The 13,598-nt window shown below is 54.9% G+C and carries 14 protein-coding genes; 12 read left to right on the top strand and 2 right to left on the bottom strand.

What is annotated here, in order from left to right; genetic code table 11:
* The first annotated feature begins 16 nt into the window (after window positions 1-16).
* The 12 genes from Q0835_RS23035 (at window position 17) to Q0835_RS22980 (ending at window position 12,021) form a co-directional block, all read left to right on the top strand.
* A complete protein-coding gene (locus Q0835_RS23035) occupies window positions 17-1,555 on the top strand; it encodes an ABC transporter substrate-binding protein (RefSeq protein ID WP_298964663.1) in 1,539 nt (512 codons plus the stop codon).
* A 38-nt stretch (window positions 1,556-1,593) separates the two neighbouring features.
* Entirely contained in the window at window positions 1,594-2,532 is a 939-nt protein-coding gene (locus Q0835_RS23030) for an ABC transporter permease (protein ID WP_298964661.1), read from the top strand.
* Window positions 2,525-3,385, top strand: a complete 861-nt coding sequence (locus Q0835_RS23025) for an ABC transporter permease subunit (RefSeq protein WP_298964660.1) — start codon at window positions 2,525-2,527, stop codon at window positions 3,383-3,385. The genes Q0835_RS23030 and Q0835_RS23025 overlap by 8 nt, the downstream gene beginning before the upstream one ends.
* On the top strand, window positions 3,382-4,146 hold the full coding sequence (locus Q0835_RS23020) for a dipeptide/oligopeptide/nickel ABC transporter ATP-binding protein (RefSeq protein WP_298964658.1): 765 nt from the start codon (window positions 3,382-3,384) through the stop codon (window positions 4,144-4,146). The genes Q0835_RS23025 and Q0835_RS23020 overlap by 4 nt, the downstream gene beginning before the upstream one ends.
* A gap of 41 nt (window positions 4,147-4,187) precedes the next feature.
* Window positions 4,188-4,910 carry an ATP-binding cassette domain-containing protein gene (locus Q0835_RS23015; RefSeq protein ID WP_298964656.1) on the top strand — a complete coding sequence of 241 codons (723 nt, stop codon included), beginning with the start codon at window positions 4,188-4,190 and terminating at the stop codon, window positions 4,908-4,910.
* A 34-nt stretch (window positions 4,911-4,944) separates the two neighbouring features.
* Window positions 4,945-5,577, top strand: a complete 633-nt coding sequence (locus Q0835_RS23010; RefSeq protein WP_298964653.1) for a PAS domain-containing protein — start codon at window positions 4,945-4,947, stop codon at window positions 5,575-5,577.
* A 10-nt stretch (window positions 5,578-5,587) separates the two neighbouring features.
* Window positions 5,588-6,757, top strand: coding sequence for an aminotransferase class I/II-fold pyridoxal phosphate-dependent enzyme (locus Q0835_RS23005; RefSeq protein WP_298964651.1), 1,170 nt, complete (start codon window positions 5,588-5,590; stop codon window positions 6,755-6,757).
* A 9-nt stretch (window positions 6,758-6,766) separates the two neighbouring features.
* Entirely contained in the window at window positions 6,767-7,732 is a 966-nt protein-coding gene (locus Q0835_RS23000; RefSeq protein WP_298964649.1) for a hypothetical protein, read from the top strand.
* A 38-nt stretch (window positions 7,733-7,770) separates the two neighbouring features.
* Window positions 7,771-8,352, top strand: a complete 582-nt coding sequence (locus Q0835_RS22995; protein WP_298964647.1) for a pyridoxamine 5'-phosphate oxidase family protein — start codon at window positions 7,771-7,773, stop codon at window positions 8,350-8,352.
* Window positions 8,353-8,551: 199 nt separating this feature from the next.
* A complete protein-coding gene (locus tag Q0835_RS22990) occupies window positions 8,552-8,932 on the top strand; it encodes a MarR family winged helix-turn-helix transcriptional regulator (RefSeq protein ID WP_298822031.1) in 381 nt (126 codons plus the stop codon).
* A 102-nt stretch (window positions 8,933-9,034) separates the two neighbouring features.
* Window positions 9,035-11,041 (top strand): MBL fold metallo-hydrolase, encoded by a 2,007-nt coding sequence (locus Q0835_RS22985; protein ID WP_298964645.1) that lies wholly within the window; start codon window positions 9,035-9,037, stop codon window positions 11,039-11,041.
* Window positions 11,042-11,142: 101 nt separating this feature from the next.
* Window positions 11,143-12,021: an EamA family transporter gene (locus tag Q0835_RS22980; protein WP_298964643.1), complete on the top strand. Its 879-nt coding sequence runs from the start codon at window positions 11,143-11,145 to the stop codon at window positions 12,019-12,021.
* 79 nt (window positions 12,022-12,100) lie between these two features.
* Here Q0835_RS22980 and Q0835_RS22975 read toward each other — a convergent pair whose 3' ends face one another.
* Both Q0835_RS22975 and Q0835_RS22970 read right to left on the bottom strand, forming a co-directional pair.
* Window positions 12,101-12,229, bottom strand: coding sequence for a hypothetical protein (locus Q0835_RS22975; protein ID WP_256366677.1), 129 nt, complete (start codon window positions 12,227-12,229; stop codon window positions 12,101-12,103).
* A complete protein-coding gene (locus Q0835_RS22970; protein ID WP_298964641.1) occupies window positions 12,226-13,596 on the bottom strand; it encodes a c-type cytochrome in 1,371 nt (456 codons plus the stop codon). Before Q0835_RS22970 ends, Q0835_RS22975 begins: the two co-directional genes overlap by 4 nt.
* Window positions 13,597-13,598 lie beyond the last annotated feature (2 nt).

Below are 13,598 nucleotides of genomic sequence, written 5' to 3'. Positions count from 1 at the left end.
CAGATGGAACACTTCAATGTCCAAATCCAAGATCTTGGCCTCCTTCGCCGCGCTGGGGTTGCTCGCGCTGCCTGCCACGACGCATGCCGTTGCTGAAACACATTTGACGGTCGCGGTCAAAGCAGACCGCTACAGCGTCAAGCCCGATAAGTTCACTTTCACCACACGGCGGCCCGCAGCCCAGATTGCCGAAACTGCGGTCAAGCCGGACGCAAATTTCAATCCCTCTCCGCTCCTGTTCAAGTCTTGGGATTACAACGACGGCACTTATACGGTGACGCTGCAAGACGGCGTTACGTTTTCAGATGGCACACCGTTCAACGCCGACAGCGCAATCGCTTCTCTCAAGCTGTACGACCAGAACAAATCCGATTTTCTGCAACTTGATCAGAACAGCTTCAAAAAGCTGGATGACTATCTGATCTCGTTCCGCTCCGAAGTGGAATCAGCTCTGGTGATCGAGAACATGACGCATCGGGGAGCATCGCTGTTTCTGCCGACCGACGCGATGGCCGAATATCCGGTCGGGACCGGCCCCTACATTTTGGAAAGTTACGAGCCGAAGAAACAAATCACGGTCACCCGGAACCTCAACTACTGGGGGGAAGCACCCAAGATTGACAAGATCACCTATCTTTTCATCGGCGATGACAATGCCCGCCTGCTGGCGTTGCAAAATGGCGAAGTGGATGTCATTGGCGAAGTCACACCTCAAATGATGTTGTCAATGCCGCAGGACGGCTCTGTCGTTCTGAACGAAAGCCGTCCGATCCGCTATGCGGCGCTCATGTTCAACATGCTTGGCAAAGCGCCTTTCGACATCACGACCGATATCAGTGTTCGTCAGGCTTTGGCTATGGCGATCGACCGCGAAACAATAGCTCAGGTGCTTTATGGCGGACGCGGCCAGGCTGCGAAGACGATCCTGCCCGGATGGATGTTTGATCTCGGAGACGATCATGCCAATGGCTTTACATATGACCCGTCAAAGGCCGGTAAGATGCTTGACGAAGCTGGCTGGGTTGTGGGCGATGATGGTGTTCGCGAAAAAGACGGACGCAAGCTCAAACTTCGCATGGTTGCTGCCTATCCCAACGTTTCAACGGTAAAACCAATGCCGGAAATGCTGGAGCAGATGTTTGCCGCCATTGGTGTCGATACCGAAATCGTCGAAGTGGCCGACAGCGGCGTATATAACGACACCTATTTTGGGCCGGGTCAGGCAGACATGTATCTGGAATTTGCTTCCAACAACAACACCGACCCCACCTATCTGCTCTACAATGTCTTCACGACCATGAGCCCCTGGGGCTACGCAGTCACATCGCCTGGTGGCAATGTGGATGAGCTGGCCACAGCCTCACGCGTGGCACCAAGCCGCAAGGAAGCCATTGAACTGGTGCGGCAGGCTTACAAGTCCATCGTAGACGAACACACCTCTAGCATTCCGATCCTTTTGGTACCGAATTTCACCCTGTCCCGCCCGGGCGTGTCAGTGCCGATGTCGGAATATGCTGACTGGATCGGCTACGGCAATGTCAGCTTCAATCATTGAAACACGAAAGGGCGGTCAGTCGGCCGCCCCCTTGTGACATGCTGAGATTTCTGCTTACGCGTCTGGCAGTGACAGTGCCCACCTTGCTGGGCATGTCGTTTGTCGCATTCGCCATCGTGGCGCTTGCACCGGGAGACCCGGTGCAAATGGAGCTGCGTGCCATGGGCATTGTGCCCAAACCCGAAGACATCGCGGCGATCAAGGCCGCTTATGGTCTCGATAAACCATTTTTCATTCGCTATGCGCATTGGCTGGCGCGTGCCTTGCAATTCGATTTCGGCACCTCCGTTGCAACCGGCCGGAGCGTGATCGCTGAGATTGGCCATCATATGCCTGCGACCTTGATGCTCTCACTGGTCTCTCTTGTTGGCGCGGTGGGCATTTCGCTCGCGCTTGGAACACTGGCCGTCATGGCCGACCGGTTTACAGCCAACTGCGTGCGGGCACTTTCGATTGTGCTGGTTTCGGTTCCCCCGTTTTGGCTTGCGCTCCTGTTCATTCACGTCTTTGTCCTCAATCTCGGCTGGTCCAGACTGGTTGGTGACGGTTCGGCAATTGACCTGATCCTCCCAGCATTGACGCTCAGCATTGGTGCCGGTGCCGCGATGGGACGTTTCGTATATGAGCGTGTACGCGCAGAAGCCTGCGAGGACTACGTTCGCCTGGCGATTGCCAAGGGCGTCAGCCCTTTTGGCATCCTGTTGGGTCATATCGGTCCGAGGATCATTGGTTCAATGACCACTGTCTGGGCCAACACCCTGGGCTGGCTTTTGGGCGGTGCGGTGATCGTTGAAAGCATCTTCAGCTGGCCCGGACTTGGCCAGTTGATCCTGCAAGCCATCAGTCAGCGGGATTTTCCAATCATCCAGGGATATCTCGTGCTTATGGGGTTGGTCTTTTTCGTGACTTCCTTCTTGGCCGACATTGTGTTGGTACTCGCCGACCCCCAGCTCAGACGCGGGCTTGCAGATGAGTAACTCCGTCCATCAAAGGCTCCGTTTCACTCGCAGTATCGTGCCAGGGCATATCGGATTGACCTTCGGTATTTTCCTGCTGTTCGGTTTCGCAATTCTGGCTCTGGCAGGCGGGACATCGAACTTACCGCCTCCGGAAAAAATGGACCTTCTTTCCCGGCTCGCGGGCCCATCCGAAAGACATCTCCTGGGCACGGACCATCTCGGGCGCGATCTACTGTCACGATTGCTGGCAGCGATTCCGGTTTCACTCGGTGCGGCCCTGAAAACAATGGCAGCGATCCTTGCCATAGCGCTTCCCTGGGGTTTGATCTCAGGTCTTGCAGGCGGACGCACGGATATGGTGATGATGCGGCTCGCCGATATTGTCATGGCCTTTCCAACACTTGTGCTCGCATTGGCCGTGATCGGCTTCATGGGCGCATCTCTGGAAGCGTCGATCATAGGCGTTGCCGTTGCCTGGTGGCCCTCAAATGCACGACTTATTCGCGCACTCGTGTTGTCGGCGAATGAAAGGGACTTTGTAAAAGCGTCGTATCTCGCCGGCGCGTCTCGTCGCCGGGTCATATTTCGACATGTATTGCCGCAGATACTGCCGCCGCTTGCCGTAATTGTCTCGCTGGAGACTGCGTCGGTTCTCCTTGCATTGTCCTCACTCAGTTTTTTAGGCATTGGCGCGCAGCCGCCCATGCCAGAATGGGGCGCCATGCTGAACGAGGCACGACCTTTTTTTGCGCATGCCCCCCATATGCTGATCGCACCTGGTCTTGCAGTTGTGTGCGCGGTTCTTGCGTTCAACCTGGTCGGCGAAGGTTTGCGTGACCTCCTCGACAAGCGGAGGCCATATCAGTGGTGAGTGCGATCTCCTTGCGCAACCTGACAGTCGCGACACCGCAGGGCCAGTTCCTTTTGAACAAGCTCAACTTCGACCTGGCCAAGGGTGAACGTGTTGGCTTGATCGGGGCAAGCGGCTCGGGCAAATCTCTGACAGCCGCCATGCTCTGCGGACTGTTACGTCCACCGCTGTCCATGACATCGGGCGACCTCTACCTGAACGGCATCAGTATGCGTGGCGCGCGTCCCAGTCATTGGCGGTGTCATCGTGGCCGGAATGTCTTCCAGATCTTTCAAAGCCCGGCATCTGCACTGACGCCCGCAAGGCGCATCGGTCCGCAGCTGGAAGAAGCCGCGCGGATCGCCGGTGCGCTCGCCAGGGAAGTGATCCCAAAGGTGATGGACAAGCTGGCCCTGTCTCCTAATGTGGTGAGGCAGTTCCCCTACCAGCTATCGGGGGGGATGAAACAGCGAGTGTTGATCGCGATGGCCCTGATCCTCCGTCCTGCGGTGCTGATCGCAGACGAACCGACAACGGGTCTGGATATCCTGACCGAGCTGGACATTTTGAGCGCGCTGAATGATGCGGTCACCGAGACCGGCGCAACCTTGCTCTTTATAAGCCATGACCTGCATGCCGTGCAGGAGGTTGCCGACCGGGTTCTGGTCATGCAGTCGGGCGAGATTGTCGAAGACGGTTCTATAAAAACGCTCGGCCAATCGGGCGCACCAGCAGCCCGGCTGCTGGCGGAGGCAGCAAACAGGTTGCGAAGTCCTTGTTAAGCATTTCCGATTTTTCCAAACGATATTATGGACGCACAATATTGCGAAACATCGGTCTGACCGTCGGTCAGGGTGAGGTTGTCGGATTGATCGGCCGGTCGGGCGCAGGCAAGTCGACGCTGGCTCGATGCCTGGTCGGTCTTGAAAAGCCTTCAACTGGCGACATCAGACTGAACGGCGCCTCGATCGTCCCAGGCAAAGGAACAGCACGCAGACAATTGCAGTACCTTTGGCAGGATCCGGTCCAATCATTGAGCCCTTACCTTTCCGCACATGGCGCTGTTATGGAGGCGTTGAACGGCTTTTCCATCGGCTCGCCGAATTCGCGCAAATCCAGTGCATCGGCTTATCTGAATGATCTGGGCGTCACACCGGACATGCAGGGGCGTCGGCCACATGCGCTGTCGGGCGGGCAGTGCCAGCGCGTCGCCCTGGCGCGCGCAATAGCTGCTGACCCCCAAGTTCTGATCCTTGACGAGCCTCTGTCCGCGCTGGATTTTTCGACGCGGGTTCAGGCAATCGAGTTGTTGCAGAAGCTGCATCGGGAAACTGGCCTGGCCATGCTGATTGTAAGCCATGATCTTGCGCCATTACGGCATCTGGCGAGCCGTATTTTGGTGCTGGACGACGCTCAAATCGTTGAAGACATACGGATGGAACACTTTGCGGAACGCGCCGCTCACAAGCTGTCGCGAGCCTATGTCAGAACACTGACTGCAGAGCCGACGGCAGATAGCATTGACGGAAATTCGATATCAGACTAAATGTCTAATTTCAGACATTAGGTATGAAAATTGAATGATCGACCTGCACACACTTACTCCGATCTGCAAGGCGATTTCTGCTCTTTTCCCAGGGCAAGTCGAGGTCGTCTTGCATGACCTGAAGTCAGGCAGAATTTCTGCAATCGAGAACGGATTTTCGCCGCGAGAGGAAGGTGACGACAGTCTGGTCGAGACAGCGGACTATCAGTCCGAACTGCTTCCAGACGATACGATCGGACCCTATCTGAAGTCGAATTCGGACGGAGCAAGGCTACGCTCGGTGTCAGCGTTGTTGCGGGACGAGGATGGACAGCCGAGCGCTCTCTTGTGCCTCAATCTGCGTCTGACAGAACTGGAAGCCGCGCGCGATTTACTTGAAGCGCTCACTTCGCTTCATTTGGACACCGGTTCCAACTTGCTCAAAAATGACTGGCGCGAAGTCACCAACTCGATCGTCGCCTCCACGCTCAAGGAATTGAAACTCTCGTTCAACCAGCTCCGCCGCCCCAATCGACTGGTCATTGTTGAGCGACTTGTCCAGGCCGACATCTTCGCAGCCCGCGGCTCTTCGGAATATGTCGCCGAAGTCCTGGGGATCTCCCGTGCCAGTCTCTACGAATTGATCAAACTGGCAAAACAGTCACCAGCAACGAAAGTCCGAAGGTGAGTTTGAAGTCATGACACATCCAAGACCCATGCGCGATTTCGGTTTGGAAGTCTTTTTCTCTGAATGGGAATTTAAGGCAAGGCATCACATGACCGCCTCGGACCTGGAAAGCATGGGGGTTTCCGACCTTTTGTCCTTAGCGGCACCCGAAGATCGCGAGGCATTCGAAACTCTCTGGCTGGGCTATACGGAAACCTGGGGAGCGCCAGCGCTTCGCACGGAAATTGCACGAACATACGAGCAGATGACGCCGGAAAACATTCTTTGCCTTGCTGGCGCCGGTGAAGGGCTTTACGCGGTGTCAAAGGTGCTGCTGGAAAAAGAAGACCACGCCATCGTACCAACACCGAATTATCAAAGCGCCGAGACAATTCCGCTCTCTATTTGTGAGGTCACTGGTGTACCTTTGCTAAAGGGCGACACAGCAGCTGGATGGCGGATTGATCTCAATGGCATTCGGGAGGCCATCCGACCGAATACAAAGCTGCTCTCCCTGAATTTTCCTCACAACCCGACCGGCATGCTGATCACCCCTGCGGAACTGGAGGCCCTTGTCGAGCTTTGCCGTGCACATGGTATCTGGATCCTGAGCGATGAAGTCTATCGCGGGGTCGAGTTGGATCCATTGGACCGCATGCCACAGATCGCAGATCAATATGAGCGTGGCATATCACTCAATGTCATGTCCAAGGCCTATGGACTTCCAGGTCTTCGGATCGGTTGGATCGCGGCACAGGATGCTACGCTTCTGCAAAAAGTGGAACGCTACAAGCACTATCTTTCTATCTGCAACTCCGGACCTTCCGAAGTCCTTGCTATCATTGCCTTGAAAGCACGTGTCGAGATCCTTGAACGAAACCGGGCACTTATAAAGAAAAACGTGGTCGCACTGGAAAAGCTTCTTGATGAATTTCCTGGTCTGATCGACTGGAAGAGACCTCAGGGAGGATGTGTCGCCTTTCCACGCTATACCGGCCCGGGAGATGTCGAACTATTCTGCCGCAGTCTTCTGGAAGAAAGCGGTGTTCTTCTGCTGCCAGGGTCCATCTATGCTTCTGACCTCAATGAAGTACCAAAAGGTCATTTCCGTATCGGATTCGGGCGCGGCAAGGTGTTTGAAGATGGCCTTACCGCCATGAGGGAACACTTCCGGGTGCACTATGCCGGCTTCCAGATTTGAGGATATGCCGTGCAGGTAGTCACGCTGGACCAGATCCGCTCAACGATCGGCATGCACGATGCGATTGAGGCCGTGAGGCAAAGTTTTATCGATGTCGCAAACGGCAGGATCATACAGCCGGAACCCATGCAGATCCTGTTTCATGACGGAACGGGTGCTCTTGTGGGCGACTGCCATGCCAAAGCTGCACAGGCGGAAGACAGACCGTATTTCACCATCAAGATCGCAACAGGCTTTTACCGCAATCCCGAGCGCGGTCTTCCCGCAAATGACGGCATGGTGCTTGTCTTGTCTTCGTCCACCGGACGCCCTGTCGCACTTCTTCAAGATGAAGGCTGGCTGACACAAATGCGGACAGCGGCTGCCGGTGCCCTGGCCGCATCGCTGAAGGCAGCGGATTCCAGCAGTTCCCTTGGCATCGTCGGCACGGGAACGCAGGCACGCCTTCAGGCATTGGCTGTTCGCGAAACCACAGGACTGAACCGGCTCCATGTGCTGGGAAGGCACAAAGACAGGGTCGAAGGCTACATCAAGGATATGGAACAGCTCGGCTTTAGCGTCACTGCGGCTGCCAACGCCAAGTCACTTTGCGAAAACAGCGAAATTGTCGTGACGACAACCCCATCGACCTCAGCTGTACTTCACGCCGCAGATCTCAAATACCCGCTTCACGTCATAGGCGTTGGCGCTGACAGCCCAGGTAAAACCGAACTGGCGCCGGACCTGTTCGGCCATGCGGATATCATTGCCACCGATAGCCATGCACAATGCCTGCAACATGGTGACTTTGGGGTTGCTGTGAGGGCAGGTATCGTTGAAGAAACGGCTGATAGATCGTTCGGCGACATCTTGGCCGGCATGGCACAGGATCTGGATTTTGCGGACGCACGGCTGTCGATTGTTGACCTGACAGGCCTGGGTGCACAAGATCTCGCTGTTGCCTCAGCCGTTGTTTCCAAACTTAACCTCAACTGAAATCGGGGCCGCTCGTGATAGGAGCCAAAGAAGTGGAAATGACGCTGACGCAGATTGAAAGGAGTGTCTGGGAAACTCTTCAGGCGGATGTTCAGCGGCCTGGCTCAAGTTTCAGGTATTTGGACCTGTGCTCAGTAGATCACCGGCTAACGCCTAAAGCGCGGATCGTGGTCCTGCGCAAGGTCGATCCCAAGAGACGCACTCTCGAATTCCACACAGACATTCGCAGCCCGAAGTGGCGTGAGCTGACCGGAAACCCCAGTGCTACAGTTCTTGGATATTGCGCTGAAACACGTCTCCAGTATCGGTTCGAAGGTCATGTCACTCTCTTTGAACCAACCTCCGATTACGCTGTGTCTTCCTGGTCGGCGCTACCCTTCCATACCCGCAACACCTATGTGGGCGGCCCACCTGGCGATGAGTTGCCGGAACCTCATACCACTAAAGAAATCTTGCTAGGCAATACCGATAGCCAACAGGGCCACGATCGTTTTGGTGTCATCGTCTTTTCGGTGGCATTGCTTGACTGGTTCAAATTGAGCCGTGAAAGCAATATCAGAGCGCAATTCGGCTACGATGAAAACGGTGAGACCCTGTCCAGTTCCTGGGTCAATCCATAGGAACTGCCAAATCGGCTTCCACTCCTTAAGACGCGCCCTAACGGCAGGCGCATTGATCTGCTTGTGTACGGAAGTTCCTAGCGCGGTATAGAACCTACTTGACATTTATGTGTATATACACATTTATGGGTGTAGATACACGTTAAGAAAGACCACCATGGCAGACGATTTTAGCGCTTGCGCATGCATGAACCTCAGAATGACCACGAGATTGATTGCGCAGTTCTTCGACCAGCGTCTTCAGCCAACCGGTCTGAAGAACACGCAATTTACGTTGCTGGTTGTTCTGCGTCAGCATGCTCCGGTCTCAATTACGAGGCTCGCCGAATTGCTTGGTATGGATCGAACGACCCTGACCCGAAACATCCGAATTCTGAAAAAAGACGGATTGATTGAAGAGCAATCCGCGGATGATGCCAGAGTGCGATTGCTCACCCTCAGCGAGGGCGGTGAAACGCTTGTCACCAAGGCCACGCCCTATTGGCGACAGGCACAAACAGAGTTCCTGAAACGGTTCGGTGATGACCGCTGGCATGCTTTGAAACAGGAACTTACGGACATCAACTATGTCGTAAGCTGACCTACTCAGAATAATCCCGCACGCGCTCGCAGGCACCGCATAGTGATGTGCAGTAAACCAGATTACCTAAATACGTGCATATACACTTATAGAGGAGTTATCATGCAAAGGTCCGAACAAAGTGCGGTCGACACAGTCTTTTCTCACGGTTACAGCGACAGCCTGGCCGCCGACCACGCAAACTTCGAACAGCGTGGATCTTTCAGTCAAGTTACTGCAGCAAATGGGCCTACGTTGATCGATCATTTGCAGCCGGCGAAGGAGTTTGAAGACCTCACGGCCGAAGACCCGGACCGTAGTTTTCATTCACAGCTGCACTATTTCGAGACCCTTTTGTCCTATGGCAAAAACCAGGATCCTCGGGTCACCATGCTGATGATCAATGCCTATCTCAACACCAACCAGCAGGCGCAGGGCATCGCGTTTTTTGAAAGGCTTCTTCAGAGATATGAGCAGGAGTTTGCCGACGACGTACGTGCAGTTTATCTTTCAGCCTATGCCATTTTGCGCGCAACTCATGCCGATCGTATTCCACTCGTCAGGCGTATACCGTGGGTCTTGAAAACATTTCAGCACCTGGAGGAAGGCCGGCGTCTCACAAGCGGCACGCATCCAATCGTGCGATGGGCAGCAGGGCAAATCTATGCGCAAGTGCCCTTTTTCTTCGGCAAGAAATCTCAGGCATATGAAGACCTGACATGGCTTGTTGAGCGACCGGAGACGGAACCGGTTTTCGGGTTCTATCGCGAGGTATATAGGCAGCTTGCGCGGCTTTACGAGCGGGATGGTCATCAGGAAAAAGCTGCCCACTTCTGGCGCCGCAGCGGCTATGAGACCTATGCTCCCAAGGCAATGTTCATGGGCTGGTTCACGTCGACAAACGCTGCCGGCGCCACGATGGCACCAGGACCCGTTCTGGAGGAGATCATCCCGGGCTCGATCTTCGCGCTTTATGGCTTCGGCTTTTCAGATATCTACTTTGTCCTCTCCACAGACGGCACCGAACTCATTGCTGTGGATGCGGGCACGCAGCCCCATTCCTTGCAAGCCGCACACGAGTTTCTGCTCCGGAAACACCCGACCTTGCCTGCGGTCACGCATGTGTTTATTACGCACGCCCATTGGGATCACATCGGCGGGCACAGCTACTTTCGTGACCTGAACCCCAACGTGATCTTTTACGGCCGCGACAACTATCAGGCCGTTGTGGATCGTGTTGCCCGCAATCACAGTTATCGACAATTTCGCGGACAGGATTTCGATCATCACTGGGTCGAAATCTATGCTCCGGATGTCGCGGTTAGCGACATAACCTTTGTGGAGGTTGCCGGGACGAAGATTGAACTTGTTCCCGTCACTGGTGGTGAAACCGAAGACGCAATGCTCGTTCATTTGCCAGACTTACAAACGATCTTCGTCGGAGACATTGTCATGCCGTGGTACGGCGAACCCTGGGTCAACGAAGGTTTTCCAGATGACGCTGTCAGAAGCATGGATGAAGTTCTTTCAAGAAAACCGAAACACATTCTGCATGGTCATCATCCCTTGACGGCCCTTTACGGTCCGGAACAACTGAAAGCATTTCGACAACACTATTGCTGGCTGGTTGAAATGGTGCGCCTCCATGTCAAGAACGGATATTCGGCAAAAGACCTCATTCGCCTGAACCTGATCCCGAACGATCTGCAACATCAGCCGGAAAATTACCTCTCATACCTGGCTGCGCGGGACAATGTGATCACGCGCACGGTCGATCAGATGGTGGGTATCTGGCAGGAAGACAGGACCGGACTGGATCCACAGGGCCTCGATGCTCTCACACCCGCAGAATTTGGCAGAATGCTGCAGCATTATCTCGGGCTGACGGCCGCACAATCGGCAACCGCAATCCGAAAGATGATAGCGAACGGTGACAACGAACTTGCGCTCAAGATCGCGATCGCCGCTGAGCAGCGTTTCGGCTCGACAAAAATGCTCTCCGATCTCAAGGAAGAGGCCGGTGACCGGTTGAGAAGCGCCATACAGTTCTTCGACCCGTTCCGGTTTGTCACCTATACGGAAATGATCGGGCGGCAGCATCACCCGATGCCAGGCGCAAAGAAGACATAAGGCGCACGGGCACAATTTCGGCTTGGTCAAGCTCAAGGTGCGACATCAAGCAGCTCTCTATTTGAGGACAATTCCATGAAACAGACAATGACCCCGCGTCTTTGGGCGGTGTTGCTGCTCACGGCTGCGCTATTTGGTCGTCGTTTTTATTCATCAAGCTCGCGGTGGAAAGCATCCCGCCCGTAACGCTTGCAGCCGGGCGAGCGGCCCTTGCTGCACTTGCCGTCTATTTGTTCATGCGGCTGTCAGGTGAACGCTTGCCATCTCCAGGCAAATCCTGGCAACCGATCATCGTGCTGGGTGTCCTGACTGCCATCATTCCCTATATCGCCATCGCCTATGGCCAGACTCATATTGCAAGCAGTCTGGGTGGAATTCTCTTCGCAACTATCCCTGTCTTCAGCGTTCTGATCGCTCCAGTCTTTCTGCAAGAAGAACAGCTGACGAGCAGCCGGCTTTTCGGGGTCGCAATTGGTTTCGCAGGTGTGGTTCTTGCCATCGGACCTGACGCCTTTTCTCATCTGGACACGCAGTTGGTAGGCGCGGGCGTCACCGTCCTGGCGGCCCTAAGCTATGCAACAGGAAACATCTATGCCCGCGCGACGGGTCAACTGAAGCCGGTGGTCCTGGCGAGCGGACAGTTGATTGTCGCAGCCATTGTCCTGGTCCCTCTCAGCATGATCATCGATTTTCCCTGGACACTGTCACCAGGTCCTTCGCAGCTGGTCAACCTGATCGTCGTTGCGTTGTTCAACACCGCCGCACCCGTCATGCTGATGTTCTGGCTAATCCGAAACGCAGGTGCGTCAAATGCGTCGCTACTCGCATTCTTCATGCCTGTAGCGTCCGTCCTGCTCGGTGTTTTCGTGCTTTCTGAAAGTCTGTCCTGGACCACAGGCATCGGATTTGGGCTGATTGTTCTTGGCGCAGTTCTGGTGACGGGAAATTTGCGGCTGCGCCGACCGGTTCAGCGGGCATAACCGAGCGTTGGGATGATTAGTCTTGAAAACCTAAGACGCATCTTGCCGGTTCAGCCACGCTGAGCCGGCAGAAAAATTCTCAGTTGCCCAAGCGCACTGATGAGCCCGTAGCCTGTTGAGCGCTTGAATAGCCCATTCGATCCAGGGTCAGGCTTGCTCCAACTGCAATCACTGCGGTTGCAACAAATGCCAGCAGCATTGCCTTCATTGGTCTTCTCCTTCAGAGGTGGCCCTTTTGAGATAGTCTATCAGATCACTCCGGTCTTCCCGCCGCACAATACGTTGCATCGGCATCTTGGACCCTGGAATATAGTGGTCCGGCCCATCCAGGAACAATTGATCAATAGTCTTTTCTGACCAGACGATATCAGACCCGGTCAAAGTTGCAGAGTAAGAGTATCCAGGCAACGTACCTGCTCGGCGGCCGAACACTTTGTGGAGGGTCGGCCCCGCCTTGCGCTCGCCCTCGTCGCCAAGTGCATGGCAAATGGAACACTTGCGCGCAAACTGTCGCTCACCGTTGGACATCTCTTCTGGTTTCTTAAGGAAATCAGGCGTTTTGGTCGCCATCGGTTCTGCAGAAGACAGATCCTTCAAAGGCCAGGAATAAACGATATTTTCAATGCCGCCCGCATGAAGAACGTCACCGCTCCTGGAAAAGGCCAATGCCCAGATCGGACCTTTCAGAGCCGCTCTGAAATCCGTTTCGATCGCCCACGATCTCGTGTCGACCACGGTGATATACCCGTGTCCATCGCCAGTCGCGAGCTTAGTACCGTCATGGCTGAGATCGATCGCCAGAATAGGCCGCCGCTCAAACGAGAATTCACGCAGCCGTTCACCGGTTTCGATATCGACGATCCGGGTCACCCCATCCTGAGAACCGTAGGCAAGCCAGGTTTCCCGGCCGCCGTTTTCACCCCCGACAACAAACACATTGACACCGAAACCGTTGCGGTCAATGACCCGTGCTTCCTGCCTTTTCTCAAGGTCCCAGAGTTTAATGGAACCATCGACGGAAGCTGAATAAAGCCGTTTACCATCGGCGGAAAACGCGACTGCGTTCACACCCGATGCGTGACCGTTCAAATAAACCGGCTCACCACCAACCACGGGCCAGATGCCGATGCGTGTGTCCCAGCTGGCGCTGGCCACGAACCTCTTGTCCGGAGAAACGGCGAGACCCATGATCTTGGCAGTATGTCCTTCCAGGCGTCTGGACGATCCATCTGCAATGTTCCAGACCAGAAGGTCGTTGTCATCACCTGCTGAAACCGCAGTTTTGGCATCAACAAAAGCAACAACTTTCACCGCCGCTTCATGTCCGTCCAGCCAGCGCGGTTCACGTTCGGACCAAACCGCAACCGAATTATCGAAACTTGCTGTTGCAACAGTTCCCGTCTCTTCCGAAACGGCAATATCCATCACTGGTCCGCCGTGACCCTTCAGGGTTTCAAACTCGGCAGCACTTGCCGCCACCCCGGCCAGCAAGGAAAGCAGCCCAAATGCACTCCTTAAAAAGGTCGGTTTGAGGAGAAAACCCACATCCCGCACGATTGATGGACAGCGAAACATCC

The sequence above is a fragment of the uncultured Roseibium sp. genome, from assembly GCF_947499295.1.
In the GTDB taxonomy this organism is placed as follows: Bacteria; Pseudomonadota; Alphaproteobacteria; order Rhizobiales; family Stappiaceae; genus Roseibium.
This window is presented reverse-complemented; position numbering and strand designations above follow the sequence as displayed.